25 protein-coding genes are annotated in these 25,741 nt (G+C 71.3%); 6 read left to right on the plus strand and 19 right to left on the minus strand.

All coding sequences use genetic code 11. From position 1 onward, the window contains the following. Positions 1 to 167: 167 nt before the first annotated feature. Positions 168 to 812 carry a hypothetical protein gene (locus GTW40_RS14630; RefSeq protein WP_161180610.1) on the minus strand — a complete coding sequence of 215 codons (645 nt, stop codon included), beginning with the start codon at positions 810 to 812 and terminating at the stop codon, positions 168 to 170. Between the two features lie 2 nt (positions 813 to 814). Beyond that, positions 815 to 1,324, minus strand: a complete 510-nt coding sequence (locus GTW40_RS14635) for a sigma-70 family RNA polymerase sigma factor (RefSeq protein WP_161180611.1) — start codon at positions 1,322 to 1,324, stop codon at positions 815 to 817. A gap of 199 nt (positions 1,325 to 1,523) precedes the next feature. Here GTW40_RS14635 and GTW40_RS14640 point away from each other — a divergent pair, with 199 nt between their 5' ends. Then, a complete protein-coding gene (locus GTW40_RS14640; RefSeq protein ID WP_161180613.1) occupies positions 1,524 to 2,078 on the plus strand; it encodes a hypothetical protein in 555 nt (184 codons plus the stop codon). 224 nt (positions 2,079 to 2,302) lie between these two features. Beyond that, positions 2,303 to 3,832, plus strand: coding sequence for a UDP-N-acetylglucosamine 1-carboxyvinyltransferase (locus tag GTW40_RS14645; protein ID WP_161180614.1), 1,530 nt, complete (start codon positions 2,303 to 2,305; stop codon positions 3,830 to 3,832). A gap of 65 nt (positions 3,833 to 3,897) precedes the next feature. On the opposite strand, the gene GTW40_RS14650 is transcribed toward GTW40_RS14645, so the two are convergent. From GTW40_RS14650 to GTW40_RS14670, 6 genes are all read right to left on the minus strand, one after another. Further along, positions 3,898 to 5,652, minus strand: coding sequence for a hypothetical protein (locus GTW40_RS14650; RefSeq protein ID WP_161180616.1), 1,755 nt, complete (start codon positions 5,650 to 5,652; stop codon positions 3,898 to 3,900). Positions 5,653 to 5,772: 120 nt separating this feature from the next. After that, complete coding sequence (locus tag GTW40_RS14655) at positions 5,773 to 6,828, minus strand: Gfo/Idh/MocA family oxidoreductase (protein ID WP_161180617.1); 1,056 nt, start codon at positions 6,826 to 6,828, stop codon at positions 5,773 to 5,775. A 56-nt stretch (positions 6,829 to 6,884) separates the two neighbouring features. After that, a complete protein-coding gene (locus GTW40_RS33545) occupies positions 6,885 to 7,010 on the minus strand; it encodes a hypothetical protein (RefSeq protein ID WP_272919007.1) in 126 nt (41 codons plus the stop codon). Beyond that, a complete protein-coding gene (locus tag GTW40_RS14660; protein WP_161180618.1) occupies positions 7,007 to 7,195 on the minus strand; it encodes a hypothetical protein in 189 nt (62 codons plus the stop codon). The genes GTW40_RS33545 and GTW40_RS14660 overlap by 4 nt, the downstream gene beginning before the upstream one ends. A 106-nt stretch (positions 7,196 to 7,301) precedes the next feature. Further along, the gene (locus tag GTW40_RS14665) at positions 7,302 to 8,858 is read right to left on the minus strand and encodes an alpha/beta hydrolase (RefSeq protein ID WP_161180619.1); all 1,557 of its coding nucleotides are present in this window, start codon (positions 8,856 to 8,858) and stop codon (positions 7,302 to 7,304) included. A 7-nt stretch (positions 8,859 to 8,865) separates the two neighbouring features. Next, positions 8,866 to 9,159: a hypothetical protein gene (locus GTW40_RS14670; protein ID WP_161180620.1), complete on the minus strand. Its 294-nt coding sequence runs from the start codon at positions 9,157 to 9,159 to the stop codon at positions 8,866 to 8,868. 318 nt (positions 9,160 to 9,477) lie between these two features. On the opposite strand from GTW40_RS14670, the gene GTW40_RS14675 reads away from it, so the two are divergent. Next, positions 9,478 to 10,281 (plus strand): hypothetical protein, encoded by an 804-nt coding sequence (locus GTW40_RS14675; RefSeq protein ID WP_161180621.1) that lies wholly within the window; start codon positions 9,478 to 9,480, stop codon positions 10,279 to 10,281. 51 nt (positions 10,282 to 10,332) lie between these two features. Here the strand turns inward: GTW40_RS14675 and GTW40_RS14680 are convergent, their stop codons facing one another. Then, a complete protein-coding gene (locus GTW40_RS14680; RefSeq protein WP_161180622.1) occupies positions 10,333 to 10,761 on the minus strand; it encodes a DUF6299 family protein in 429 nt (142 codons plus the stop codon). A gap of 186 nt (positions 10,762 to 10,947) precedes the next feature. Here GTW40_RS14680 and GTW40_RS14685 point away from each other — a divergent pair, with 186 nt between their 5' ends. Both GTW40_RS14685 and GTW40_RS14690 read left to right on the plus strand, forming a co-directional pair. Beyond that, a complete protein-coding gene (locus GTW40_RS14685) occupies positions 10,948 to 11,772 on the plus strand; it encodes a PaaX family transcriptional regulator C-terminal domain-containing protein (protein ID WP_161180623.1) in 825 nt (274 codons plus the stop codon). Positions 11,773 to 12,164: 392 nt separating this feature from the next. Continuing rightward, the gene (locus GTW40_RS14690; RefSeq protein ID WP_161180624.1) at positions 12,165 to 12,620 is read left to right on the plus strand and encodes an ATP-binding protein; all 456 of its coding nucleotides are present in this window, start codon (positions 12,165 to 12,167) and stop codon (positions 12,618 to 12,620) included. On the opposite strand, the gene GTW40_RS14695 is transcribed toward GTW40_RS14690, so the two are convergent. From GTW40_RS14695 to GTW40_RS14705, 3 genes are all read right to left on the minus strand, one after another. Further along, on the minus strand, positions 12,580 to 14,049 hold the full coding sequence (locus GTW40_RS14695; RefSeq protein WP_161180625.1) for an amino acid permease: 1,470 nt from the start codon (positions 14,047 to 14,049) through the stop codon (positions 12,580 to 12,582). The two genes, GTW40_RS14690 and GTW40_RS14695, sit on opposite strands and share 41 nt — an antisense overlap. A gap of 110 nt (positions 14,050 to 14,159) precedes the next feature. After that, complete coding sequence (gene argF / locus GTW40_RS14700) at positions 14,160 to 15,188, minus strand: ornithine carbamoyltransferase (protein WP_161180626.1); 1,029 nt, start codon at positions 15,186 to 15,188, stop codon at positions 14,160 to 14,162. 122 nt (positions 15,189 to 15,310) lie between these two features. Next, on the minus strand, positions 15,311 to 16,534 hold the full coding sequence (locus tag GTW40_RS14705) for an arginine deiminase (protein ID WP_161180628.1): 1,224 nt from the start codon (positions 16,532 to 16,534) through the stop codon (positions 15,311 to 15,313). 204 nt (positions 16,535 to 16,738) lie between these two features. On the opposite strand from GTW40_RS14705, the gene GTW40_RS14710 reads away from it, so the two are divergent. After that, complete coding sequence (locus GTW40_RS14710) at positions 16,739 to 18,106, plus strand: alkaline phosphatase PhoX (RefSeq protein WP_161180630.1); 1,368 nt, start codon at positions 16,739 to 16,741, stop codon at positions 18,104 to 18,106. A 36-nt stretch (positions 18,107 to 18,142) separates the two neighbouring features. Here the strand turns inward: GTW40_RS14710 and GTW40_RS14715 are convergent, their stop codons facing one another. The 7 genes from GTW40_RS14715 to GTW40_RS14745 form a co-directional block, all read right to left on the minus strand. Beyond that, positions 18,143 to 20,686: a polynucleotide kinase-phosphatase gene (locus GTW40_RS14715; protein WP_161180631.1), complete on the minus strand. Its 2,544-nt coding sequence runs from the start codon at positions 20,684 to 20,686 to the stop codon at positions 18,143 to 18,145. Next, positions 20,683 to 22,266, minus strand: coding sequence for a 3' terminal RNA ribose 2'-O-methyltransferase Hen1 (locus GTW40_RS14720; protein ID WP_161180632.1), 1,584 nt, complete (start codon positions 22,264 to 22,266; stop codon positions 20,683 to 20,685). Before GTW40_RS14720 ends, GTW40_RS14715 begins: the two co-directional genes overlap by 4 nt. Then, positions 22,257 to 22,790 carry a hypothetical protein gene (locus GTW40_RS14725; RefSeq protein WP_161180634.1) on the minus strand — a complete coding sequence of 178 codons (534 nt, stop codon included), beginning with the start codon at positions 22,788 to 22,790 and terminating at the stop codon, positions 22,257 to 22,259. Before GTW40_RS14725 ends, GTW40_RS14720 begins: the two co-directional genes overlap by 10 nt. Before the next feature lie 121 nt (positions 22,791 to 22,911). Beyond that, positions 22,912 to 23,835 carry an LLM class F420-dependent oxidoreductase gene (locus GTW40_RS14730; RefSeq protein WP_161180635.1) on the minus strand — a complete coding sequence of 308 codons (924 nt, stop codon included), beginning with the start codon at positions 23,833 to 23,835 and terminating at the stop codon, positions 22,912 to 22,914. A gap of 49 nt (positions 23,836 to 23,884) precedes the next feature. Further along, positions 23,885 to 24,355, minus strand: coding sequence for a DUF6099 family protein (locus tag GTW40_RS14735; RefSeq protein ID WP_161180637.1), 471 nt, complete (start codon positions 24,353 to 24,355; stop codon positions 23,885 to 23,887). A 176-nt stretch (positions 24,356 to 24,531) separates the two neighbouring features. Further along, the gene (locus GTW40_RS14740; protein ID WP_161180638.1) at positions 24,532 to 24,885 is read right to left on the minus strand and encodes a nucleotide pyrophosphohydrolase; all 354 of its coding nucleotides are present in this window, start codon (positions 24,883 to 24,885) and stop codon (positions 24,532 to 24,534) included. Continuing rightward, positions 24,882 to 25,741: ATP-binding protein (locus GTW40_RS14745; protein WP_161180639.1), on the minus strand; the 860-nt coding region annotated here is incomplete at its 5' end. The genes GTW40_RS14745 and GTW40_RS14740, both read right to left, overlap by 4 nt.

The raw sequence follows: 25,741 nt of genomic DNA on the forward strand, positions 1-25,741 counted from the left end.
CTGTCTCAAAAGGATTCCCCCTGCTCAGGTCGATTGCCGCTCAGGTGGTCGGCTGAGCGCGCGATCCCGGTGCCCGCACAAGCGTTCACAGGCACCGGGGACGCACAATCGTCCCCCCAACTACATTTTGTAGCAAGGGAGTTGCAGGTATCGGGAGGCCACGGCCCTCAGGGGCGAGTCCGGCTCCAGAAGGCCGGGCAGGGGGTGTGGGCCGCCTCGGCCAGGTGGCTTGTGACACGGGTGCGGTACGCGTTCAGCTCGACGCCCCGGAAGATGTCGAGCTCCTCGTCGTAGCGGCGGGGGACGACGATCAGGGCGTGCTGTCCGGGCTCCACCTTCTTCTCCTCGTCCGCCTTCGCCGGGTCGACGACGTCGAGCGTGATCTGCCGCTCGCCCTTCCCCGGCTTGATCCATTCCGTGACGTGGAACGTGACAGTGATGTGCCCCGCCTTGGACGGTGTCGGGCGCACGGTCCCGACATCACCCACGGCGATCGCGGTCGCGCACGAGATCCACTGGGTCAGCGTCTGGCCCTGCCCGTCCTGAGGCGCCGGACGGCCGCCGCCCGAGGACGTGAGCAGCGTCGCCGTCACCGCGACGACGCAGGCCGCCGCCACGACCGACACGGCCACGGCGGTCCGGCGCGTACGCCACCACGGCCCGGCGGTCCTGATGTCGCGGACCGGTGCGGGAACGAATTCGGGGGCGGGAGCGGCGGCGGGCGTGGGGGTGGGGGTGGGGTCGGGGCGTGCGGCCTCGTCCCCGATCGCGCGGATGGCACGGCGTACCAGGTCCTCGTCCGGGTCGGTCATGGCTAGATCACCTCCATGTCGCGCAGCCGTCGGCCGAGCGCGGCCACGGCGGTGTGCAGTCTGCTCTTGACCGTTCCTTCGGGGACGCGCAGACGTCGCGCGATCTCCCGGACGGGCAGGTCCGCGTAGTACCGCAGGGCGAGCACCTGCCGTTGCACGGGCGGCAGGCCCTGCATCCCCTCGGCCACGGTCAGGGCCAGAACCCGCGCGTCCTCGGTCTGGTCCGGCGGCGGCCGGTCCGTCCAGCGCGCGGCCAGCCGTTCGCCCAGCGACTCGTCGCGGGCCCGGCGCCGGTGCCAGTCGACCGCGACACGGGAGGCCACGACCGACAGCCATGCCTGCCGGTTGTGGATCTCCTCCCCCGCGTCCAGCAGCTTGACCCGCACCTGTTGGACGCCATCCTCCAGCTCCCCCCAGGGCACGCCGCCGAGAGACAGCATCGCGCGGACCAGTTCAACGTCCGAGGGCTCCAGCAGCGGCACGCCAGGGGCATGTCTACGCTCGTAGGACATCAGACTCCCCTTCTTCTTCCTCATACGACGGAGCCGCCCCCGGAAACGTTCGGCCCGGCGGAGACCCGGTGGTGGCGGCAGCAGCCGGGGCGGCGGTTCGGGGGGCGACAGGGCGAAGGGGCGACAGGGCGACACGGGGCAGCGGGCGGAGTCGTAAAGCCGCTCGCGCGACGCCCGCGTGCGGTGGGACCATCCGCCGATGAGCCACTTCTCGTACCACTCGCTCCCCCGCCACACACCGGCGAGCGCCTTCCGCCCTCCCGAGCCCCGGCGCGCGGAGCCCGGAGCGTGGCCGGGGTTCGAGAAGGCGCTGGAGGCGGTGAACCGGGACCTCGCGGCCACGCTGCCCGAACACCCCCCGCTGGTGCTGATGCTGCTCCCCGCCTACGAGGCGGACGAACCCGAGCAGCTGTACGTGGCGCTGCCGGACGGCCGCTGGCAGGGCAACGCCGTGCACCCCGAGGACACGACGGACGACTCCGGCGCACCGGAGCCGACCGACCCCGCGCAGCTCCTCGCGCGCGTCGCCGACGCCGCCCAGGAGACGGTGATGGAGATGGCCTGGCAGGTGTGGCCGGTGTGCCCGTACCACAAGCTGGGCCTGCACGTCCGTACCGCCGAGGCCGTGGTGTGGTGGTGCGGGGATGCCGACGGCGGTCACGCGGCGGCGGAGGTGGGCCGGCTGGTCGAGTCCCTGCCGGGGAAACGGCGGCGCGAGCTGCGCCGCGAGGAGCGCGCCCGGCGCAAACCGTGAGCCGTCCCGTTTCTCGACTTGAGCGACGGCCGTCCCCGGTGACAATCGAAGGGGGCGCCATGGACGGCGCCGCCCGCCGATGCTTCACAAGACAACCCGACATAGCCCGATTTACCGGATTCCTCGCCAGGTGTCACCACCTGCCCGCCACCAGCGTGACACCGCATCACCCGAATGGACCCCCCGGGAGGGCGCCATCTCATATCTGAGATAGCCTCAACCTCATGTCAGACGACTACCTCGTACGCATCGGCAAGCTCATCCGTGACGCCCGGCAGCACCGCGGCTGGACTCAGGCCCAGCTCGCGGAGGCTCTCGGCACGAGCCAGAGCGCGGTCAACCGCATCGAGCGCGGGAACCAGAACATCAGCCTTGAGATGATCGCCCGCATCGGAGAGGCCCTGGACAGCGAGATCGTGTCGCTGGGTTACGCGGGCCCGATGCATCTGCGCGTCGTCGGCGGCCGTCGCCTGTCCGGCGCCATCGACGTCAAGACGAGCAAGAACGCCTGCGTCGCCCTGCTGTGCGCGTCCCTGCTGAACAAGGGCCGTACGGTACTGCGCCGGGTCGCCCGGATCGAGGAGGTGTACCGCCTCCTGGAGGTGCTCAACTCCATCGGCGTCCGCACCCGCTGGATCAACGACGGTGTCGACCTCGAACTCGTCCCCCCGGCCCAGCTGGAGATGGACGCCATCGACGCGGAGGCGGCCGTCCGCACCCGCTCGATCATCATGTTCCTCGGCCCGTTGCTGCACCGCATGGACCGCTTCATGCTGCCGTACGCCGGCGGCTGCGACCTCGGCACCCGCACCATCGAGCCGCACATGATCGCGCTGCGCCGGTTCGGCCTGGACATCGCGGCGACCGAGGGGCAGTACCACGCGGTGGTGGACCGTACCGTCCGCCCGGACCGCCCGATCGTCCTGACCGAGCGCGGCGACACCGTGACCGAGAACGCGCTGCTCGCGGCCGCCCGCCACGACGGCGTGACCGTCATCCGCAACGCCTCCTCCAACTACATGGTCCAGGACCTGTGCTTCTTCCTGGAGGCCCTGGGCGTACGGGTCGAGGGCATCGGCACCACCACCCTCACCGTGCACGGCGTCCCGAACATCGACATCGATGTCGACTACTCCCCCTCCGAGGACCCGGTCGAGGCGATGAGCCTGGTCGCCGCGGCCGTGGTGACGGAATCCGAGCTGACGGTCCGCCGGGTGCCGATCGAGTTCCTCGAGATCGAGCTGGCGGTCCTGGAGGAGATGGGCCTCGACCACGACCGCAGCCGCGAGTACTTCGCCGACAACGGCCGTACCCGCCTGGTCGACCTCACGGTCCGCCCCTCCAAGCTGGAGGCGCCGATCGACAAGATCCACCCGATGCCGTTCCCCGGCCTCAACATCGACAACGTCCCGTTCTTCGCCGCCATCGCCGCCGTGGCCCAGGGCAAGACCCTGATCCACGACTGGGTCTACGACAACCGCGCGATCTACCTGACGGACCTCAACCGCCTCGGCGGCCGCCTCCAACTCCTCGACCCCCACCGCGTGTTGGTGGAAGGCCCGACCCGCTGGCGCGCCGCCGAAATGATGTGCCCGCCCGCACTCCGCCCCGCCGTGGTCGTCCTCCTGGCGATGATGGCGGCGGAGGGCACGTCGGTGCTCCGCAACGTGTACGTCATCAACCGGGGGTACGAGGACCTGGCGGAGCGACTGAACTCGATCGGGGCGCAGATCGAGATCTTCCGGGACATCTGAGGGCGTCCCGCGGTGCGGGGGGCGCCTGTCGGGCGCGCCTCCCGCTTACCGCAACGTGTCTTCGCTCAGCCGGAGTTGTAGCCCCAGCGCGCCTGGCCGTCCCTGCCCATGAAGCACTTCGCGGGGCGTCCGTCGGTGGTGGTCGCGGTGGCTCCCACCGGGGAGCAGTACTGGCCGAACTGGGTGCCCGGGCGGCTTCCGGTGCCGCTGGTGGTTCCGCCGGAGGTGCTGGAGGAGCCGCCGCTGGTTCCGCCCGAGGTGGTGGACGAGCCGCCGCTGGTCGAGCTTCCGCTCCTGGACGAGCCTCCGCCGGTGCTGCCTCCGGTCGTGCCGCCGCTCGTGGTGGAGCCGTACTGCGGCTGAGGGCGCGGCCGTGACTCGGGCTCGGGGTTCGGATTCGGCTTGGGCTTCGGTTTGGGCTTCGGCTTCGGCTTCGGGCTGGGGCTGGGCTGGGCGCAGGGGGTGTCGGGGTCGATCAGCCACAGGTCGACCTGCGTCCAGGCCGAGACCTCGCTCTCGGGCTCCGGCTGCTGACGGCACACCCGCCAGTCGTCCAGATCGCGGTCGTCGTACAGGCGCCGGTTGGTGTGGGCGTGCCAGGTGGCCGTGTGGGCGACGTCGAGGTCGCCGAGGACGCGTAGGGCGTCGTCGAACCGTCGGCCGATGAGGTCCGGCATGACGATCCGGCGCGGGCCGAGCAGCTGCGTGGGGCACAGTTCCTGTTCGGGGACCGCGTAGAGCGTCAGGAATCTGCGTGAAGGGCGAACCGATTCATCGCGGGAGGGTGTCTGGAAGCAGACCCGCCAGCCGCTTGTGGTGAGGTCCACTCGGCGGAGGTCGGAGGAGGCATCGACCGCCGACACACTCACCCACGGGTGGCGCCGGGCGTCCGCGACAGCGGCGGTGAGCTCGGCTCCCTTGAAGTCGGGGACGTCCAGGACGCTGTCCGTCCCGCCCCGCGCGGTCGCGTGTCCCCCGCCCGACACCGCGCCCGAGCCGGCGAACAGCGCTCCGACCACGGCGAGGGACATGAGGACGGGGTGCCTGCGTATCCAGGTGAGGAACCGCGCCCGGCCGTGCGGCCGCAGGGGAGAGTCCGCGGGCAGGAGGTCACCCATGCGCTGGAGACGGTCGCCCTTCGGGTCGATCTTCGAACCGTGCAGTTTGTGCGGCTTCCCGTCGATGAGGAGATCGACGGAGTTCAGGATGCCGTACGTGCGGCGGAGGATCCGCAGGGGCTTGGGGGCCCGGACCGCCTTGGGCGCCACGAGACCGCGAAGAAGGACGAGCCCGTTCCTCGTGAACGCCGCGTACCCCCAGCCGCAGTGGTAGAGGGCACGTACGTCTTCGCCCGGTTCGAGCTCCCCCAGCAGCACGTTCCTGTGGTCGTCCGACAGGGAGAGCGTCTCGTCGGCCGCGACGACGGCTGTGCGCGGATCACCGGCGAGGGAACCGGTCGCCGGGTTGCCCGCGCGCTGGACGAGTCCACCCGACGCGTCGATCCGCGAGCCCCACACAGCGACGCGCCGCCCCTTCACCGACACGTCCACGCGCTGCCGCGCCCCGTACGCGGGCCGAAGGATGGTCAGCGGCCTCTCGACCCTCGTCGGCGTCTCCCCGCCCAGGAGGATGAGCGCGTCGTCGGTAAGCGCGGCGTACCCCAGTCCTTGGTGATAGAGCGCCAGCACCTTCTCTCCCGCACGGAGGGTGGCGAGCAGTTCCTCCGCCCTGTGGGGCGGGAGCGTGACCGGCTCGACGGCCGCCACCTCGGCGGTGCGGGGGTCATGACGCAGCGGACTCTGCGCGGCAGCAGGGGACATATGCGGAGGATAATGGCTGCCGATCTTGGGCCGGATACCGGTCCCACCTGCGTACGGCGATGACCTGCCCTCCTGAGACCAGGTCATCGCCCGTACGGCAGCGCGAGGAGTGACGGCGCGTCATCGCTCCTGCGGCTCGCCCCGGACCGGGAGTCCGCACGCGCGGTAGATCTCGTCGAGGACCCCCATGTTCGCCACGGCGTCGGCGGGCGAGGTGATGACCGGGCCCTTGTCCAGCACCGCCGCCGCGAAGGCCGACAGCTGGCAGTCGTAGCTCGAGGGGGTACGGCTGAGGGCTTCCCGCCTCACCACGCCCCCTCCCTCGGCACGCGGTGCTCGGACGGTGAGCCGGTGATAAAGCTGCGGCATCACGAAGTTGATCACGTCCAGCTCACCGGCGGACCCGATCGCCCGCGCCCGGATCGACAGCAGACGACGCGACCACATCGACGCGCGGACATGTCCAACCACCCCGCTCGGAAAGGCGAGTTCGGCACTCATCGCCCGGTCGACGCGCGGGTCCTTGCGCAGGGTCAGCATCCGGGCACCCGTCACCGTCGGGTCGCCTCCGCCGAGGAGCCGGGCGACGTGGACCGCGTAGCAGCCGGCGTCCATGGTCGCCCCGCCCGCCAGTCCGTAGTCGTACCGGATGTCGCTGAACCGGGGCAGCGGGAAGCACACTTCGGCCTCGACGCGCTGCAACTCGCCGAGCTCACCGCTCTCCACGATCTCCCGCATGCGCGCGGCCAGTGGATGGTGACGGTAGTGAAACGCCTCCATCACCACCAGACCGCTCCGCTCGAAAGCCTCGGCAGCGGCTTCCGCTACTCGCTCCGCCTCGGCCCGGTTCGCGGTGAACGGCTTCTCGCACAGCACGTGCTTGCCTGCCCGCAGCGCCTTCAACGTCCACTCCGCGTGCAGCCCGTTGGGCAACGGCACGTACACGGCGTCCACTTGAGGGTCTTCAAGCAGCGCGTCGTAGCCGGTGTGCACGTCGGGGATGCCGTGCTTGCGGGCGAACTCCTCGGCGCGACGGCGGTCGCGAGCGGCGACTGCGGTCACTGTGACGCGGGGGTTCCGGCTCGCGGGTTTGATGAGCGCGCTCGGCGCGATGGCGGCTGCGCCGAGCAGGCCGATTCTGAGGGCTTGGGGTGGGGGGTTCGGTGTGATGGTCATGGCAGACGGTACGGAGGGTGGGCTTTCTGTGCTCGGGGGTGGGCCTATCTCTGCGATCAGTACTGAGTGTTGAGATCCGTGCCCTTGGGTGCTCGCCAGCAGCCGGAGACCACGTTCACCATGATCAACGGCTCCTTCTCGTGCGGATTGGACGGGGTGGACACCATGAGCACGGCGTTCACCGAGTCGAGATACTGGGGCCCGGCTCCGTGACCTTCGCCGTACGCATGTCGATCATCTCGTAGATCGCGCTGGAGGCGGCTTTCGCCTTGTCGCGAGCCTTGTCCACGTCCAGCAGAGGGAGGCTGGAGGCCGTTTCAGCGTCGGAGGGCTGCCGCGTCGAGGGCGCGCTTCCGTTGTCGTCCACAGTCTTCGAGCATCCTGCCGTGAGAAGGGAAACTGCGGCTACGGCGGCAAGACCGATGGTGAACCCTCGGCACCGCGTCCTCACTGGGCTACGCATCAACATCACCTTACGGGTGGACCACTTGGTTGTACCGTCCAGTCACAACGGCTCCCTGGTTCTGGAGACTGAGGGAGTCCTCGTCCCAGTAGCCACTGTGACCATCCGTGTCGACGGCCATGCGATGCGCGCCGAACGCTTCGTCGGACGGGACCGTCTGGATGTAACCGGCGTCGTACGGCAGCCCGTGGAAGGTCTGAACGCCCGGACTGCCCGCCACGACGATGTCGTCCGCCGCGAAGTGCCCCGGCGCCTTCGACGCGGCGCCCACAGTGGTGGAACCATAGCTGTGACCAATGACAGTGGTGTGACTGGCATCCGTGCCGCCCGTGATGGTCGAGGTCGACTGACTGGGGTCCAGGCCATGGGCCTCCTTCCACACCCGCGTCATGCGGCCGATGTCCCCCGCGGCCCCCTCAAGCTTCGACTTCGTCCCCGGCACGTACACCGCCGTGTTGTCCGCCGTGTCCGGGTTGCCGTTGGCCAGGATGACGTGTCCGTTGCCCTTGAGGTCGAAGCCCAGAAGGTAGGCAGGCGGCAAGCCGTCGATGCCGGTCCGGTCGAAGCGGGACTCGATGGCGTCCATGCCCTTGAGCTGGCTTTGGAACCGCGTGCCGCCCTTGGCGTTCCAGAGGACCCAGTCCGGGTTGCTGCCGGTTCTCCCTGCCGCGTCGACCATCGTTTGGGGCGGCTCGGGGCCCAAGGCGTCAAGCTCGCTCCGGACCCGGGCGCGCGACTCGTCCAGCACGGTCCGGTTGGACGAGTCGCGGACCACGCTCGGTACGCCGTCGAGCGCGCCGATCTCCGCCGGATACAGCGTCTGATACTCCTCGCGCTGCTCTTGCGTGAGGCCGTCCCACCACTCCTTGTTGTCGGCCGCGGACTTGCCATGCGGAATGCCGTCCTTGCCGAGGTAGGTGCCGACCGTCTTCTGGACGTCGCGTGTGTCGTGGGCCTCGTCCAGGAGCATGTCGTCGGTCACGGCAAGACCGTCCGGTGCCTTCAGCTCGCGAAGGATCTTCGCGTACCGGTTGTCGATCTCGATGGCGCCGCTCACCGCCTGCGAGATGCGCTCGGCGATGTCTTCGGCCTTGCCTTTGTTGGGATCGCCGTTCGCCTCACCCGCACCAGGCAGGTACGGCACCGGGGCGCCCGGCCTGGCGGCTCCGGTGCCTGGGGAGGTACCCGAGGCCATGGGCAGCTCGGTGCTCCTCGGGTACTCGACCGAGCCGTCCTCGTTGACCGTGAACTTGAGGTCGGCCGCGTCATCGAGGGCCCGTCCCAGTTGCTTCTGGACGCCGGACAGTTCCGAGGCGAGAGCGTTCAGGGTCGTTCGGACGAGACCGCACTCGCCGTGCAGATATTGGTAGTTGCGGCCGAGCCGGGTCAGGTCCCGCCCTGCCGAGGTCTGCGCCTCGCCCTTCTGCGTGGTGTGGATCGGCGCCGCCATCTCCTGATCGACCCGGATACGTGCGGCGTCGGCGCGGTTGCTGACCTTGCTCCAGCCGTCGGCCGCTTGCTCGTACTCGGTGAGCTTCGCATCGCGCAACTGCTGCCATGTGGGCATGCCCGCCTCACCGCGCCCAGTCGGGCTTGTGACCGGTGTCGACACGGTTGACCTTGCCGGCGACGGCGGGATCGACCTCACCGAAGTCCCGGCCGGTCTTCGCGAGCGCGCCGTGCAACCGGTCGCACTCCTCGCGTACCGAGGTCAGCCGCTTCTCCCAGGTGGGCAAGATCTGACTCAGCGCGGCGGTGCTGGCGAAACCGTCGGCACCACCCTTGACACCCTCGTGCGCCGTGCTCAGCTCGGTAAGGCGCGAGTGGGTCGCGATCCGCAACTCTTGTGCCACACCAGAAGCCTTCATCCACGGCCCCTTCGACGCCTTCAGGTCAGGAGCCGACCCGCCGGGCGCATGTGTCGTCCGCCCTCCGGAGATGTCGGAACCCCACGGATCAGCCTTCTGCCACGGATCAGGTCGCCACCCGGCGACGTACGGGCCGCAGGCTCGCCATGGAATCCAGCCCGCTTCGGCCGTGCCGGTTTGTCTAGTTATGGGGGTTCGCGGCAATCCCGAGGACCCGCCCGTTCACCCCAACTCCCCCCGCACACGACCCGTTTGGCCCGCTTCGACCGCGAGCAGAACCCCTCTGGGACAGTGCTGCGGCCGGATACAGGGGGCGGTATGGGCGCGATATGGCTGACCGCGGTGGCGGTGGTCGTGGGAGGTGCGTTCGCCGGGTGGCGGCGGCGACTGTTCCCCGGCGGCTGGGCCTTCGCCCTCGCGTCCCGGTTCGCCGCCGAACGGCGTGAGCTGGCCCGGGCGCGGACGAGGGTACGCGGGCTGGAAGGGGCCGCCCGCGCGGACGAGTCGGCGGCGCGGGCCGAGTTGGCGGAACAGGAGCAGCGACACCGGAACGAGGTGCGGACCCGGGAACGGCTCATCGCCACGCTGAACAACCCCGGCACGGGCAGACGGCTGGGGAGCCTCGGGGAAGCGACTCTGAACGAGCACGTCGTGGTGGCGAGGGACGCCAAAGGCGTGCGGCACACGCTTCAACTCGCCGGGCTCGGCGTGGAGTTCGACTGGGGAGAGGAGAGCTACTACGTGTATCTCGTCCGGACCGACGGGCGCCGGGTGCGGGTCGACTACCCACGCAGCGGGGTGAGTTCGGACGATGCGGAGCAGACGCAGCGGCAGGAGACGCGTTACACCGAGAAGCAGGTGCGGGACTTCGCGGACGTGGTCCGGGACGCCGTCGCACAGGAGAACACCTTCCGCGCCCGTCTCCCCCAGCGCCTGAAGGAGACCGAGGCCGAACTCGACCGTGTCCGTGAGGACACCGCCGCCCAGGAGCGGGCGCGCGAGCGGCTGGCCAGGATCCAGGCACGCAACAAGGACAACCCCCATCTCCGGGACGCCCGCGAGGAGTTGGAGGCCGAGCGGCGGAAGTGGCGGGCGCTGGCCGGGAAGATGCCGCCCGCGTAGCGGGGAGGGACGGTGTCGGCCCGGCACCACCGGGCCGACACCGGGGCGAGGTCAGTCCTCGACCAACGTCACGTCCCGTGCGCGGGTCGCGTGGAACACCGGCAGGAAGGCGATGCCCGAGGGGTGCAGTTCGGTGACGGTCGCCTCCACCCGGGCCGCGCCGGGGAGCAGGGCGTCGTCCGGGACCTGGCCGGAGTTGGCCCAGCGGTGCCGGATGCCGTCGCAGGTGGCACGGGTGCCGCCGATGCCGTACTTGACGCGGGAGTCGTCCTGGGCGACGGAGGAGCTGACGAACACCGGCCCGGTGGCGCCCAGGCAGCGGTAGGTGCCGGAGAGGGTCACGGTGCCGTCCTCCTCGATCGTGGCGACCGGGTCGACGGTGACGCTCTCGGTCGGGGCCGCGGTGGCCGCCGGTGCGGCGACGGCGCACAGCAGCGCGGCGGCGCCGAGGACGGCGGCGAGGGCGGGGCGTACGGACATGGGGGTGCCTCCCGGTCGGGGTTCCAAGGGTCCATGGGGATGGTTCCTGGGGTGGGGTTCCCCTCCGGCGCCGGGCATCCCCGGGGCCGGGCGCGATCATCACCCGAGCGGTGGCACCGCACTGGGCCGGGCGTACCACCCACCCCTCACACCGGTGGTGACCAGCACTGATGTCGAAGATCTAAAATGATCAACGTGTCCGAGCAGCACGCCCCCAGGTCTCTCATCGTCACGCTCTACGGCGCGTACGGCCGCTCCATGCCGGGTCCGATGCCCGTCGCGGAACTGATCCGGCTGCTGGCCGCGGTCGGCGTCGACGCCCCTTCGGTGCGCTCCTCGGTGTCCCGCCTCAAGCGCCGCGGTCTGCTGCTGCCCGCCCGTACGGCCGAGGGTGCCGCCGGGTACGAACTCTCCGTCGAGGCACGCCAGTTGCTTCAGGACAGCGACCGCCGCACCCACGGCGCCGGGCCCGCCGAGGACGCGGGCTGGGTGCTCGCGGTGTTCTCGGTGCCCGAGTCGGAGCGCCAGAAGCGGCACGTCCTGCGCTCACGGCTGGCGGCCCTCGGCTTCGGCACGGCGGCGCCCGGGGTGTGGGTGGCCCCGGCGCGGCTGTACGAGGAGACCCGGCGCGTGCTGGGCCGGCTGGGTCTGGACCCGTACGTCGATCTGTTCCGGGGTGATCACCTCGGCTTCGCGGCGACCGCCGAGGCCGTCGGCCGCTGGTGGGACCTCGCGGCGATCGCCAAGGAGCACGAGCGGTTCCTGGACGCCCACGCGCCCGTGCTGCGGGCCTGGCTGCGGCGCGCGGACACCCCGCCCGAGGACGCCTACCGCGACTATCTGCTCGCCCTGGACTCCTTCCGGCACCTCCCCTACGCCGACCCCGGGCTGCCCGCCCGGCTGCTGCCCGCCGACTGGCCCGGCATCGCCTCGGCGGAGGTCTTCCGCGCCCTGCACGAGCGGCTGCGCGACGCGGGGGCCGACTTCGCCGGAGTGCGAGCCGAAGGCTGAGCCGGACTCCGAGCCGAAGGCCGTCCGCGCCGGAGGCCGAGCCGGAGAACGTCCGCGCCGGGGTGTGAACCCCCGTCCGCGTGGAGTGACCGCGCCCACGCCTCGTGCGCGCGCGTGTACGGACGCGTACGGAAGTGACCTCGCCCGCCCCCGGATCGTTTGTGAATGTCGTCACGTAGGTGCGGCCGGACACTCCCCCGAGCCCGGCCGCGTCACACGTGTCACCGGGGTTCGACAACGCCGTAACGGCTGGCACGGGCGGGTGCGGCGGGGTTCCCGGGCGGGTAGGCAGCGGCATGGCGGGGCCCTCGGGCACCGCCCGGCGGCCGCCGACCGACCGTGAGGGCGGGCCCGTACCATTTCCTACAGTCGAAAGCAGGACAGCCTGCTCCATGAACGGACTACTCGCCTTGCACGAACGCCCCACCGAATCGGCCTCCTGGCGCATCGCGCTGCCGCACACCGCCGCGGCGGTGCCGGTGGCGCGCGCGCTGGTGCGGTCGGCGCTGGCCGGGGTGGAGCACACGGCCGACAGCGACACCGCTGAGCTGCTCACGGCCGAGCTTGTCGCCAATGCCGTGGAGCACACCGCCGGGAGCGGCCCGATCGAGCTGGTCGTGGAGCTGCGGCCGAGCGGCTGCCAGGTCGAGGTGCACGACCCGGACCCGGCGCCGCCGGGCCATCTGACGCGGCCCGTGATCGAGGAGCCCGACCTCTGGCAGGAGGGAGGGCGCGGCCTGTTGCTGATCCGCGCCCTCAGTTCGTCCTGCGGTCACCGCCCCACCTCGTCGGGCAAGGCGGTCTGGTTCAGACTGCCTGTGGTTCCCGCTCAGCGACGCTCGGCGTGACCTCGGGGGCCTCAGCAGAGACCCCGTTGCCCGCGCCCTTGGCCATCAGCGAGTGCCGACGCCCGTAGGCGAAGTAGATGCCGAGGCCCACCGCGAGGAACACCGCGAACTGCACCCAGGTCTGCCAGCCCGTCTCGTACATCAGGTACAGGCAGAAGGCGACGCCGAGCAGCGGGGCGACCGGGTACAGCGGCACCCGGAAGCCGCGCTTCAGGTCAGGCTGGCGGCGGCGCAGGGCGATCACCGCGATGTTGACGACGGCCATGATGGCCAGCGTGCCGATGGTGCACAGGTTGACCGTGGCGTCCAGCGAGGCGAAGGCCGCCGGGATCGCGAAGACGACGGCGACGATCAGCGTGCCCGCGACCGGAGTGGAGGTCTTCGGGGAGACCTTCTCGAAGACGCGCGGGACCAGGCCGTCGCGGGACATCGAGAGCAGGATGCGGGTCTGGCCGTACATCACCGCGAGGACCACGGAGGCGATGGCGACGACCGCGCCGAAGGCGATGACGCCGCCGCCGATGGCGGAGCCGGTGACCTCGTTGACGACGTAGGACAGCGCGGCGGAGCGGCTGCCGACCTCCTTGCCGCCGATGGCGCCGATCGCGGCGACCGCGACCGCGCAGTACAGCAGCGTGACCAGGCCCATGCAGACCAGAATCGCGATCGGAATGTCCCGGCGCGGGTTCTTGGCCTCTTCACCGGCGGTGGTGATCGCGTCGAAGCCGATGTAGGAGAAGAACGCGGCGGTGGTGCCCGCGCCGATGCCGCCGAGGCCGGCCGGGGAGAACGGCGTGAGGTTGCCGTGCTTGAACGCGCTGTAGCCGATGGCGCAGAACGCGAGCAGGATGACCAGCTTGACCGCGGCCATGGCGGCGGTGGCCCGCGCGCTCTCGCGCACGCCGCGCACCAGCAGCACGGAGGCCATGGCGATGACGATGACGGCGGGCAGGTTCACGATGCCGCCGTCGCCGGGTCCGGCGGAGAGCGCGGCCGGGATCTGCCAGCCGGTGAGGCTGTGCAGGAGTTCGTTGACGTACTCGCTCCAGCCGACCGCGACGGCCGAGATGGAGATGCCGTACTCCAGGAGCAGGCACCAGCCGACCAGGAAGGCGGTGGTCTCGCCGAGACCGGCGTAGGCGAAGGAGTACGAGGAGCCGGAGACCGGGATCGCGCCGCCCAGCTCCGCGAAGGAGAAGGCGGTGAACACACAGGTGATCGCGGCCAGGATGTACGAGATGACGACGGCCGGACCGGCCTGTGCGACGGAGGAGGAGAGGCCGACGAAGATGCCGGTGCCCACGATGGCGCCGACGCCGAAGCAGATGAGCTGGAAGAGGCCCATGGTGCGCTTCAGACCGTGGCCCTCGCGGTCGGCGCCGGATTCGGCGACGAGCAGCTGCGGGGACTTGATGCGGGGAGCGGGCATAGGGGTGGTGCTCGTTTCTGGGTGGTGCGGACGGCCCGGGTGAGGCCGCTGCGTCGGCGCGGCGGGGGTGGGGCCAGGCCGTCGGTCAGGATAAGGCCAGGTGAGGCGGGTCACGCAAGGGTTTGTGAGATATCGCCGAGCGTCGCCACCAGCACCGCCTTGATCGTGTGCATACGGTTCTCGGCCTCGTCGAAGACCACCGAGTGCGCCGACTCGAAGACCTCGTCGCTGACCTCCAGCTCGGTCAGTCCGTGCCGTTCGTGGATCTCGCGGCCGACGGTGGTGCCGAGGTCGTGGAAGGCGGGCAGGCAGTGCAGGAACTTCACGTCCGGGTTGCCGGTGGCACGCAGCACGTCCATGGTGACGGCGTACGGGCCGAGCAGCGCGATCCGCTCGTCCCAGACCTCCTTGGGCTCGCCCATGGACACCCAGACGTCGGTGGCGACGAAGTCGGCGCCGTGCACGCCCTGCTTCACGTCCTCGGTGAGGGTGACGCGGGCGCCGGAGACTCCGGCGAGCTGCCGGGCGAGGGCGACGATCGTGTCGTCCGGCCACAGCACGCGGGGGGCGACGATCCGTACGTCCATGCCGAGCAGGGCGCCGGTGACCAGGTAGGAGTTGCCCATGTTGTAGCGGGCGTCGCCGAGGTAGGCGAAGGTGATCTCGTCCAGGGGCTTGTCGCTGTGCTCGGTCATGGTGAGCACGTCGGCGAGCATCTGGGTGGGGTGCCACTCGTCGGTGAGGCCGTTGTAGACGGGGACGCCCGCGTGGGCGGCCAGCTCCTCGACGACGCCCTGGCCGTGTCCCCGGTACTCGATCGCGTCGTACATCCGGCCGAGCACCCGGGCGGTGTCCTTCACGGACTCCTTGTGCCCGATCTGGGAGCCGGCCGGGTCGAGGTAGGTGGTGTGGGCGCCCTGGTCGGCGGCGGCGACCTCGAACGCGCAGCGGGTGCGTGTCGAGGTCTTCTCGAAGACCAGCGCGATGTTCTTGCCGGTCAGGTGCCGTGTCTCGGTCCCGGCGCGCTTGGCGGCCTTCAGTTCCGCGGCCAGCTCGACCAGACCGCGGAACTCCTCGGCGGAGAAGTCGATCTCCTTGAGGAAGTGGCGGCCGGCGAGGGCGGTCGGGACTGTCGCCATGGGGGCGCTCCAGGGGTACGGGTGCGGGGACTGCGGTAATTCTATACGAGGCTCGGCATGGCTATTCATTTCGCGGCATGATTATGCGGAGTCTCACAACAGCCTGCCGGTGAAGCCCCGGGTCACACCGCATCCCGCTCCACCGGGCAGCTCATGCAGCGCGGCCCGCCTCTCCCCCGGCCCAGTTCGCTGCCCGGGATCTCGATGACCTCGATGCCCTGCTTGCGCAGATGGGTGTTGGTGGTGGCGTTGCGCTCATAGGCGACGACGACGCCGGGCTCGACGGCGAGGACGTTGCAGCCGTCGTCCCACTGCTCGCGCTCGGCCGCGTGCACGTCCTGGGTGGCGGTGAGGACGCGGATCTCGCCGAGGCCGAGGGCGGCGGCGATGGCCCGGTGCATGTGCTCCGGCGGATGGTCGGTGACCTTCAGCTCCTTGTCGCCCACGCCCGGCTCGATGGTGTACGAGCGCAGCATGCCGAGCCCGGCGTACTGGGTGAAGGTGTCGCCGTCGACCATGGTCATCACGGTGTCGAGGTGCATGAAAGCCCGCCGCTTGGGCATGTCGAGCGCCACGATGGTGCGCGCGGAGCCCGCCGCGAACAGCTTGTGCGCGAGCATCTCCACGGCCTGCGGGGTGGTGCGCTCGCTCATGCCGATGAGGACCGCGCCGTTGCCGATCACCAGCACGTCGCCGCCCTCGATGGTGGAGGGGTAGTCGGCCTGGCCGCGCGACCAGATGCCGAAGGTCTCGTCGCGGAAGAGCGGGTGGTGCCGGTAGATCGCCTCGAAGTGCACGGTCTCGCGCTGCCGGGCGGGCCAGCGCATGGCGTTGATGGAGACACCGTCGTAGATCCACGCCGAGGTGTCGCGGGTGAAGAGGTGGTTGGGCAGCGGGCCGAGCAGGAAGTCGTCCAGCTCCATGGCGTGGAAGCGGACCGAGGTGGGCTCCGCGTACGCGTCCAGGAACTCCCGCTTGGTCATGCCGCCGACCAGCGCCTCGGCCAGCGTGTCCGGGGCCATCCGGTCGAAGGCGGCGCGCAGATGGTCGGTGGCGAGCGGGCCGTACTCCTTCTCGTCGAAGACCCGGTCCAGGACCAGGGCGCGGGCCTCGGGGACGGCCAGGGTCTCGGTGAGCAGGTCGCCGAAGAGGTGGACCTCGACACCGCGGTCGCGCAGCACGTCGGCGAACCCGTCGTGCTCGGCGCGCGCCCGGCGCACCCACAGCACGTCGTCGAAGAGGAGGGCGTCCTTGTTGCTCGGGGTGAGCCGTTTCAGTTCGAGGTCGGGGCGGTGGAGGATCACCCGGCGCAGCCGTCCGGCCTCGGAATCGACGTGGAATGCCATGCCTTCATCCTGGCCGTCCGCGACCGGGTTCACGCGCTTCCCGACCGTTTGGCTTCCGCCGGGCGACGGGAACCAGCGGGGTCCGGCGTGGCCGGTGCTCGGAGAGTGACAGGTGGCGCACGCGTGGTTCCCGTGATCCGTGTCGGGTGGTACACACAGCGGAACGCACGTGTTCCTGTCCGCCAGCAGGAAGGTTGCTCCCGCATGTCCGCATCACGACGTCAGGTCCTCGCCTCCACGAGCGCGGTGGGGGCGGGCATCGTCTTCACCGGTGCTCTCTCCGAACTCTTCGCGGGCACCGCCGCCGCGCGCTCCCTGGGCCGCACCGGTTACGGCCCGCTCGTCCCCGATCCCGACGGCCTGCTCGACCTGCCGAAGGGCTTCCGCTACCGGGTCCTCTCCCGCGAGGGCGCCCCGCTGCGCTCCGGCGAGGGCCCGGTGCCGTCCAACCACGACGGCATGGCCGCCTTCGCGGGCCGGGGCGGCCGCACCCACCTCGTGCGCAACCACGAGAACCGCCCGACCGCGAAGATCCGGGTGCCCGCCGTCGAGGGCCTCACCTACGACCCGGAGGGCCACGGCGGCTGTACGGCCCTGGAGCTGGACTCGCGCAACCGGGTGCTGTCGGAACGGGTGGCCATCGCCGGTACGGCCGTGAACTGCGCGGGCGGCCGCTCCCCCTGGGGAACCTGGCTGACCTGCGAGGAGACCGAGGACCGGGCGGGCGACAACGGCCACACCAAGGACCACGGCTTCATCTTCGAGGTCCACCCCACCGACCCGCACCGCACCGGCGCCGTCCCGCTGACCGCGATGGGCCGCTTCCAGCACGAGGCGATCGCGATCGACCCGCGCACCGGCGTCGTCTACGAGACCGAGGACGCCTTCCTCAAGCCCTTCGGCCTCTTCTACCGCTTCCTGCCGCACAAACCGCTCGGCGGAGTGGGCTCCCTGCGCGCGGGCGGCCGGCTCCAGGCGATGCGGGTGCCCGGGGTGCCCGATCTGTCGACCGTGCAGGAGACGGGGGCGAGCTTCGACGGCGTCGAGTGGGTGGACGTCCCCGACCCGCTGGCCGCCACCACCCCGACCCGCCTCCAGGACTACGGCCCCGGCGGCGTCACCCACGCCCAGAAGCTGGAGGGCTGCTACTGGGGCGGCACCTGCGTGTACTTCGTGTCGTCCTTCGCCCACAGCGCGGAGGGCTCCGCCGCCGACCACTTCGGCCAGATCTGGCGCTACGACCCGCACCGGCGCCGTCTCACCCTGGTGATCGTCTTCGGCCCGGACACCGACGTCCAGCTGCCCGGCGAGTCCCCGGACAACATCTGCCTCGCCCCGAGCGGTGGCCTGATGGTGTGCGAGGACGGCAACGGCGCCCAGCACGTCTTCGGCGTCACCCGGGCCGGCGAGGTGTACGCGATGGCCCGGGGCAGGCAGAACATCGGCACGCCCGAGAAGCCGGAGTGGGGCGAGTTCGCGGGCGTCACCTTCTCCCCGGACGGGGAGACGATGTACGTCAACTGCTACACGCCCGGCACCACGTTCGCGGTGACCGGGCCCTGGCACAGGTAGTCCGCCGCTCGGCGGACCCGCGCCGGGGCCCGTTCCCTACAGGCGCGGGTCCACCGGTTCCGACTCCAGCGCGAGCACCCCGAAGACCGCCTCGTGCACCCGCCACAGCGGCTCGCCGTCGGCGAGGCGGTCCAGGGCCTCCAGGCCGAGGGCGTACTCGCGGACCGCGAGGGAGCGCTTGTGGTTCAGGAAGCGCTGCCGGAGCCGGTCGAGGTTGTCCGGGCGGGTGTACTCGGGGCCGTAGATGATCCGCAAGTACTCCCGGCCCCGGCACTTGACGCCGGGCTGCACCAGGCGGCCCTTGTCGTCGCGGACCAGGGCGCCGAGCGGCTTGACGACCATGCCCTCGCCGCCCCGGCCGGTCATCTCCAGCCACCAGTCGACGCCCGCGCGCACCGACTCCGGGTCGCCGGTGTCGACGTAGAGGCGCCGGGTGGTCTGGAGCAGACCGGTGGAGTCGTGCTCCACCAGCCGGTCGAGCAGGGCCAGTTGCTCGTCGTGCGGGAGTCCGGCAAGGCTGCGGCCGCGCACCGCGAGCAGCTGGAAGGGCGCCAGGCGGACGCCCTCCAGTCCGTCGGTGGTCCAGCAGTAGCGGCGGTAGGCGTCGGTGAACGCGGCCGCGTCCACGGCGCGTTCGCGCTGCCGCTCCAGCAGGTCCGCCACCTCGGCACCGCGTGCGGCGGCGGACTCCAGGGCGGCGAGCGCGTCCGGGAACACCGCCCCGGAGGCGGCGCCCACGGCCGCGTACTGGCGGCGCAGCAGACCGCCCGCCTTCAGCGACCACGGCATCAGCTCGGCGTCCAACAGCAGCCAGTCGGTGTCGAGTTCGTCCCACAGTCCCGCTTCCGTGACCGCCGAGCGCAGTCGGCCGAGGATCTCCTCGGTCACCTTCTCGCCGTCGAAGAAGGGGCGCCCGGTGCGGGTGTAGAGCGAGCCGGTGCGCCCGTCCTCGACGCCGAACCGCTCACGCGCGGCCTCCGCGTCCCGGCAGACCAGGGCGACGGCCCGCGAGCCCATGTGCTTCTCCTCGCACACGACCCGCGCGACGCCGTCCCGCGCGTACTGCGCGAAGGCCTCGGCCGGATGCTCCAGGTAGCCCTCCTCCCGCGACGTGGGGGTGGGCGCCATGGTGGGCGGCAGATACGGCAGCAGGCGTGGGTCGACGGCGAAGCGGCTCATCACCTCCAGGGCGGCGGCCGCGTTCTCCTCGCGGACCGCGACCCGGCCCAGGTAGCGGGTCTCCACGCCACCGCGTCCGCGCACGTCCGCCAGGTCCAGCGGACGGCCGTCGCGGCCGCCGGGCGCCTCGGTGCGCAGCGGCCTGGCCGGTTCGTACCAGACCTGCTCGGCGGGTACGTCCACCACCTCGCGCTCGGGCCAGCGCAGGGCGGTCAGCTTGCCGCCGAAGACGGCGCCGGTGTCCAGGCAGATGGTGTTGTTGAGCCAGGTGGCCTCGGGGACCGGGGTGTGGCCGTAGACCACGGCGGCGCTGCCCCGGTAGTCCTCGGCCCACGGGTAGCGCACGGGCAGGCCGAACTCGTCGGTCTCGCCGGTGGTGTCACCGTACAGGGCGTGCGAGCGGACGCGGCCCGAGGTGCGGCCGTGGTACTTCTCCGGCAGGCCCGCGTGGCAGACGACCAGCCGGCCACCGTCCAGGACGTAGTGGCTGACGAGCCCGTCCAGGAAGCGGCGCACCTCTTCCTTGAACTCCTCGCTCTCGCCCTCCATCTGGGCGATGGTCTCGGCGAGGCCGTGGGTGTGCTGGACCTTGCGGCCCCGGAGGTAACGGCCGTACTTGTTCTCGTGGTTGCCCGGCACGCACAGCGCGCTTCCCCCGGCGACCATGCCCATCACCCGGCGCAGCACGCCCGGGGAGTCCGGCCCGCGGTCGACCAGGTCGCCGACGAACACGGCGGTACGGCCCTCGGGGTGCACCCCGTCCTCGTAGCCCAACTTGGCGAGCAGCGACTCCAGTTCGGCCGAGCAGCCGTGGATGTCGCCGATGATGTCGAACGGGCCGGTGAGGTGGCGCAGGTCGTTGAAGCGCTTCTCGGTGACGAGGGTGGCCTTCTCGATCTCCTCCACTCCGCGCAGCACATGCACCTTGCGGAAGCCCTCGCGCTCCAAGTGCCGTAGGGAACGGCGGAGTTCACGGGTGTGCCGCTGGACGACCCGGCGGGGCATGTCGGCGCGGTCGGGCCGGGCCGCGTTGCGCTCGGCGCACACCTCCTCCGGCACGTCGAGCACGATGGCGATGGGCAGCACGTCGTACTGCCTGGCCAGGTCGATCAGTTGACGGCGGGCGTCCTGCTGCACGCTGGTGGCGTCGACGACGGTGCGGCGCCCGGCCGCGAGCCGCTTGCCCGCGATGTAGTGCAGGACCTCGAAGGCGTCGCGGGTGGCGCTCTGGTCGTTCTCGTCGTCGGAGACCAGACCCCGGCAGAAGTCGGAGGAGATGACCTCGGTGGGCTTGAAGTGCCGCCGGGCGAAGGTGGACTTGCCGGAGCCGGAGGCGCCGACGAGCACCACCAGGGAGAGGTCGGTGACGGGCAGCACGCGCCCCTCGCTGTTCTCGGTCATGCCGCCTTCGCCTCCTTCTTCTCTTCCTGCGGGGTGGTGTGCTGCTGGAACACGGCCAGCTGGGTGGGCGGACCCATCTCGGGGTCCTCGGGTCCCACGGGGCGGAACTCGACGGTGTAGCCGTGCCGCCCGGCGACCTGGTCCGCCCAGGCGCGGAACTCCGCGCGGGTCCACTCGAAGCGGTGGTCGCCGTGCCGGACGTGTCCGGCGGGCAGCGACTCCCAGCGGACGTTGTACTCGACGTTCGGCGTGGTCACCACCACCGTGCGCGGGTGGGCGGCGCCGAACACCGCGTACTCCAGCGCGGGCAGCCGGGGCAGGTCGAGGTGCTCGATGACCTCGCTGAGCACGGCGGCGTCGTAGCCCGCGAGCCGCTTGTCGGTGTAGGCCAGCGAGCCCTGGAGCAGGGTGATGCGGGACGCCTGGCGCTCGCCCATGCGGTCCAGCTTGAGCCTGCGCGCGGCGATGGCGAGGGCGCGGGCGGACACGTCCATGCCGACGATCTCGGTGAAGCGCGGTTCCTGGAGCAGCGTGCGCAGCAGGGTGCCCTCGCCGCAGCCGAGGTCCAGGACGCGGGCGGCGCCGGACTCGCGCAGGGCGGCGAGGATCGCCTCGCGGCGGTGGACGGCGAGCGGGAGGGGCTTGGCCTCGGCGGGAACGCCCTCCGCGTCGGAGGGAGTGCCCTCCGCGTCGGCGGCCGGGACGGCGGCGGGCGTGCTCCCGTCGGCCTCGGTACCAGCTGCGGACTCCTCCGCCTCCGGGGCCTCCTGCGCCACCGCGTTGTCGATGTCCTCGACCTCGCTGTCGTCCGCCTCGGCGAGACGGGCCAGCTCCAGGCGCTCCATCGCCTGCCGGGTCAGGGACCAGCGGCGGGAGAGATAGCGGCTGGTGATCAGCTTCTGCTCGGGGTGGGCCGCCAGCCAGCCCTCACCGGCGCGCAGCAGCTTGTCGACCTCGTCGGCGGAGGCCCAGTAGTGCTTGGCGTCGTCCAGGACCGGGAGCAGGACGTACAGATGGCGCAGCGCCTCGGCCAGGGTGAGGGTGTCGGACTCCAGGGCGAGCCGGACGTAGCGCGAGTCGCCCCACTCCGGGAACCGGGTGTCCAGGGCGACGGGCTCGGCGCTCACGGTCCAGCCGAGCGGCTCGAAGAGGCGTCGCACCAGCTCCGGGCCGCCGCGTGCGGGCAGCGCGGGCACCTCGACGCGCAGCGGCAGCGGGGTGGCGGCGCGCTCCGGGCGGGCCTTGCAGACACCGTGCAGGGCGCTGGAGAAGACCGAGCTGAGCGCGACCGCGAGCAGCGAGGAGGCCGCGTAGGGGCGGTCGTTGACGTACTGCGCGAGCGCGGTGTCGGGCGCGCCGCCCCGGCCCTTCCCCTTGCCGCGCCGGACCAGCGCGACGGGATCGATCTCCAGCAGCAGCGCCGCCGTGCAGCGCTCGGCGTCCGCCTGGGGGTAGAAGACGTGCGCCGTGCCGTGGGAGGTGGCGAACGTCTGGGCGTTGTCGGGGTGCTTGTGCAGCAGATACCCGAGGTCGGTGGCCGGTGTGGCGGCGGTGCCGCGCGTGGAGATCGTCAGGAACACGTGTCCGAGTCTGGTGGATTGTCCGCCGAGGTGACCAGTGGTTTTCCCTGAGCGGCGCGCGCTCTGCGTTCGGTGATCGCGCCCATGGTGATCGCCAGGCCGACGGAGGTCAGCGCGAAGACGGCGATCAGGGTGTTGAGCCAGAAGAAGTAGCCGGAGCTGGAGCCGGTGCTGCCGTCGTCGAGGAGGCAGTCGAAGCCGAGGGGGAGGTAGGAGCCCTCCTGTCCGCGCAGCCGGTCCATGGGGTAGGCGTCCCGGCATTCCTGGGCGGGGGTGGAGTCCGCGCCGTGGGAGGACTCGTTCACGGAGAACGCGACGTCTCCGGCGCCCAGGAGGTAGAGGATCAGCGCGGCCGCGGCCGCCATCCAGGCTCCCCAGCGCAGCAGGTCGTACCGCCAGCCGGGGCTGCGGCCCGGGAGCACCACGGCGAGGATTTTGCCGAGCAGCACGACGGGCCAGGCGAAGGCGCCGGCGACGGCCGGGAACAGGAGCAGGACGAAGACGAGCGAAAGCAACTCTTCCATCGCCAGAGACGACCATCACGGCCCGTCAAGGGCCGTGATGGAGGCCACAGTTCCGGTCACAGGACCGTCACAGCCGACCGTCCTCGGGACGCGATCCAGGACAGCCGCGGCAGGGCACCGGCTACGACAGCTGCGGCATGACCTCGGCGGAGATCAGCTCCAGCTGGTCGAGGTCGGTCAGGTCCAGGAGCTGGAGGTAGATCCGCTCGGAGCCCACGGCGGCGTACTGGCCGATCTTCTCGACGACCTCGGCCGGGGTGCCGGCCAGGCCGTTGGCTTTCAGCTCCTCGGGCTCACGGCCGATGGCGGCGGCACGGCGGGCGACCTCCTGGTCGTCCCGGCCCACGCACACCACGAGCGCGTTGGAGTAGACGAGCGAGTCGGGCGCGCGGCCCTCCTCCTCGGCGGCGGCACGGACACGGCCGAACTGGCGGGCGGAGTCCTCGACGGAGGCGAAGGGGATGTTGAACTCACTGGCGTAGCGCGCTGCCAGACGCGGGGTGCGCTTCGCGCCGTGGCCGCCGATGATGACCGGGATTTTCGACTGGGCGGGCTTGGGCAGCGCGGGCGACTCGGTGAGGTCGTAGTACTTCCCGTGGAAGTCGTACGTCTTGCCGGCCTCGGTCGCCCACAGTCCGGTGACGACCTCCAGCTGCTCCTCCAGGCGGGCGAACTTGTCCTTCGGGAACGGGATGCCGTACGCCTTGTGCTCCTCCTCGAACCAGCCCGCGCCCAGGCCCAGTTCGACCCGGCCGCCGGACATCTGGTCCACCTGCGCGACCTGGATGGCGAGCACGCCGGGCAGCCGGAACGTACCGGCCGTCATGAGCGTGCCGAGCCGGATGCGCCGGGTCTCGCGGGCGAGTCCCGCCAGGGTGATCCAGGCGTCGGTCGGGCCGGGCAGACCGCTGACGTTGCCCATGCGCAGATAGTGGTCGGAGCGGAAGAAGGCGTCGAAGCCCAGGTCCTCGGTGGCCTTCGCCACGGTCAGCAACGTGTCGTAGGTGGCGCCCTGCTGGGGCTCGGTGAAGATTCGAAGGTCCATACATCCATCCTGCAACACCCCTGGGCCCCACCAGCGGCAAGGACGCAGCTCAGCCCGCCTCCCTCTCGTGCACCATCTCCTCCCGCGCCGCCAGCTTGCGCAGCATCTCCAGGACCCGGTCGCGCGACTCGTCGGCCGCGTCGATGGCCTCCATGCACTGCCAGTACGTCGTCTCGTCCGCCGCCGCGCTGGCCATGCCGACCAGGGCGATGCCCACCTCGCCGAGGAGTCCGCACAGGCACAGCAGCGTCTGGCGGGCGTCGGCCAGTTCGGTGAGCTGGGCGGCGCGCAGGTCACCCAGCTCCAGCTCCGGAGGGTCGAGGACGCCGCAGCCCCGGCCCGCCAGCTCGGTCAGCCCCAGCGCCTCGCCGCGCAGCTCCGGCGGACCGGAGACCGCGAGGCGGCTGCCGATCGCCTGGGCCAGGGCCTGTGCCTGCCACACCTCCACCATGCCCTCGGGTGCCTCGGCCTCCGCCGCCAGGGCACGCCTGCTCGTCTCGATGAGCCGCACCGCATCCATCCGCTGCCCCCGGTCCGCCGAAGTCGCCGTACATCTGTCCGCACTCTTTCTGTTCACTACCCAGAGTGAGGGTGCTTGGTGCGAAAAGCCAGAGCAAGACGGAAATCTGTGGACAACAATTCGGAATCGGCGGGGAAGTTGACTCCATAGAGTGATAATGGAGTCTGATAGTCCGGTTATTGGAGTGACGCGGCCCCTCCGTCGCCGCCCACCGGAAACCGCTTCTCGTTCCGCTCGATCTTGGCCGCGAGCGCCGTCAGCGGGTCGATGCCGAGCACCTCGCACAACTGGAGGAGATAGGCGAGCACGTCGGCCACCTCGTCGGTGACACGGTGCGCGGTGTCCGGGTCGGCCATCACCCGGGACGACTCCTCGGGCGTCAACCACTGGAAGATCTCCAGCAGTTCGGACGCCTCGACGCTGAGCGCGGAGACGAGGTTCTTCGGGGTGTGGTAGGGCTGCCAGTCGCGCGCGGCGGCGAACTCGGCCAGCCTGCGCTGGAGTTCGGGGAGATCGGGGCGTTCGGTCACACCCTCAGGTGTACCACCGTGACGCCCGGGGTCCCCGAGGCCCAGGACGCGTCGCTCACCGCGCCCACGCAGCGAACATGGCCGCGCTCACCCATCCTGGCCGCCAGGCCCAGCAGTTCGCGGCGCCGGGCGGGGTCGAGGCACCGGTCGAAGCCGTCGGCCAGCACGGTGAGCGTGCGCAGCGCGTCGGGCACCTCCCCCGGCGCGTCCACGTCCAGGACGCCGGGCCCGGTCATCAGCACCAGGGCGAGCGCGATGTAGCGCAGCTCGCCCTCGCCAAGGCGGGCCAGATCGGTGCGGTGGCCGTCGCCCCGGTCGAGCAGTGCCCGTACCGTGCCGTCAGGGAGCCGTTCGGCCACCAGGTCGGCGACCGGGCCCGCGACGCCCGCGCGCACCGTCTCGACCAGCAGCGCGTGCCGCCGTCCGCACTCCGCGCGGGTGCGGGCGACGACATCCGCCAAGTTGTCGCAGCCGGGCAGCAGCCGTCCCGGCCCGGTGGGAATGGGCACGCGCATGAACTCGGGGCGCGGATCACAGGGGAAGACCGAGCGCAGCGCGACCACCATCTGCTCGGCCGCCGCCAGCACCCGGCGCTGCCCGTCCGTCGCCCCGGCCACGCGCAACGGCAGCAACGGGGTGCCGAGCCGGTCGTCCGGGAGCGGCGCGCGGGTCACCGGGGCGGCGCCCGCCGTGTGCCAGGCGGCCTGCACGGCCCGGCGCGCCGGATCGCGCAGCGCGGTCTCCAGCAGGACCACCCCGCCCGCCGTCAGCCGCTCCCCCACGATCCTGAGCCGCGGCTCGGCCTGGACCGCGACATCGAGCAGCACCGGCCCGGCGACGCCGTCCGCCGTGCAGC

It is taken from the genome of Streptomyces sp. SID4985 (genome assembly GCF_009863025.1).
In the GTDB taxonomy this organism is placed as follows: domain Bacteria; phylum Actinomycetota; class Actinomycetes; order Streptomycetales; family Streptomycetaceae; genus Streptomyces.

Coding starts and splice junctions, on each gene's coding strand:
- GTW40_RS14630 (WP_161180610.1), bottom strand. CDS start 812: ATGACCGACCCGGACGAGGACCTGGTACGCCGTGCCATCCGCGCGATC.
- GTW40_RS14635 (WP_161180611.1), bottom strand. CDS start 1,324: ATGTCCTACGAGCGTAGACATGCCCCTGGCGTGCCGCTGCTGGAGCCC.
- GTW40_RS14640 (WP_161180613.1), top strand. CDS start 1,524: ATGAGCCACTTCTCGTACCACTCGCTCCCCCGCCACACACCGGCGAGC.
- GTW40_RS14645 (WP_161180614.1), top strand. CDS start 2,303: ATGTCAGACGACTACCTCGTACGCATCGGCAAGCTCATCCGTGACGCC.
- GTW40_RS14650 (WP_161180616.1), bottom strand. CDS start 5,652: ATGTCCCCTGCTGCCGCGCAGAGTCCGCTGCGTCATGACCCCCGCACC.
- GTW40_RS14655 (WP_161180617.1), bottom strand. CDS start 6,828: ATGACCATCACACCGAACCCCCCACCCCAAGCCCTCAGAATCGGCCTG.
- GTW40_RS14665 (WP_161180619.1), bottom strand. CDS start 8,858: ATGCCCACATGGCAGCAGTTGCGCGATGCGAAGCTCACCGAGTACGAG.
- GTW40_RS14670 (WP_161180620.1), bottom strand. CDS start 9,159: ATGAAGGCTTCTGGTGTGGCACAAGAGTTGCGGATCGCGACCCACTCG.
- GTW40_RS14675 (WP_161180621.1), top strand. CDS start 9,478: ATGGGCGCGATATGGCTGACCGCGGTGGCGGTGGTCGTGGGAGGTGCG.
- GTW40_RS14680 (WP_161180622.1), bottom strand. CDS start 10,761: ATGTCCGTACGCCCCGCCCTCGCCGCCGTCCTCGGCGCCGCCGCGCTG.
- GTW40_RS14685 (WP_161180623.1), top strand. CDS start 10,948: ATGATCAACGTGTCCGAGCAGCACGCCCCCAGGTCTCTCATCGTCACG.
- GTW40_RS14690 (WP_161180624.1), top strand. CDS start 12,165: ATGAACGGACTACTCGCCTTGCACGAACGCCCCACCGAATCGGCCTCC.
- GTW40_RS14695 (WP_161180625.1), bottom strand. CDS start 14,049: ATGCCCGCTCCCCGCATCAAGTCCCCGCAGCTGCTCGTCGCCGAATCC.
- argF (WP_161180626.1), bottom strand. CDS start 15,188: ATGGCGACAGTCCCGACCGCCCTCGCCGGCCGCCACTTCCTCAAGGAG.
- GTW40_RS14705 (WP_161180628.1), bottom strand. CDS start 16,534: ATGGCATTCCACGTCGATTCCGAGGCCGGACGGCTGCGCCGGGTGATC.
- GTW40_RS14710 (WP_161180630.1), top strand. CDS start 16,739: ATGTCCGCATCACGACGTCAGGTCCTCGCCTCCACGAGCGCGGTGGGG.
- GTW40_RS14715 (WP_161180631.1), bottom strand. CDS start 20,686: ATGACCGAGAACAGCGAGGGGCGCGTGCTGCCCGTCACCGACCTCTCC.
- GTW40_RS14725 (WP_161180634.1), bottom strand. CDS start 22,790: ATGGAAGAGTTGCTTTCGCTCGTCTTCGTCCTGCTCCTGTTCCCGGCC.
- GTW40_RS14730 (WP_161180635.1), bottom strand. CDS start 23,835: ATGGACCTTCGAATCTTCACCGAGCCCCAGCAGGGCGCCACCTACGAC.
- GTW40_RS14735 (WP_161180637.1), bottom strand. CDS start 24,355: ATGGATGCGGTGCGGCTCATCGAGACGAGCAGGCGTGCCCTGGCGGCG.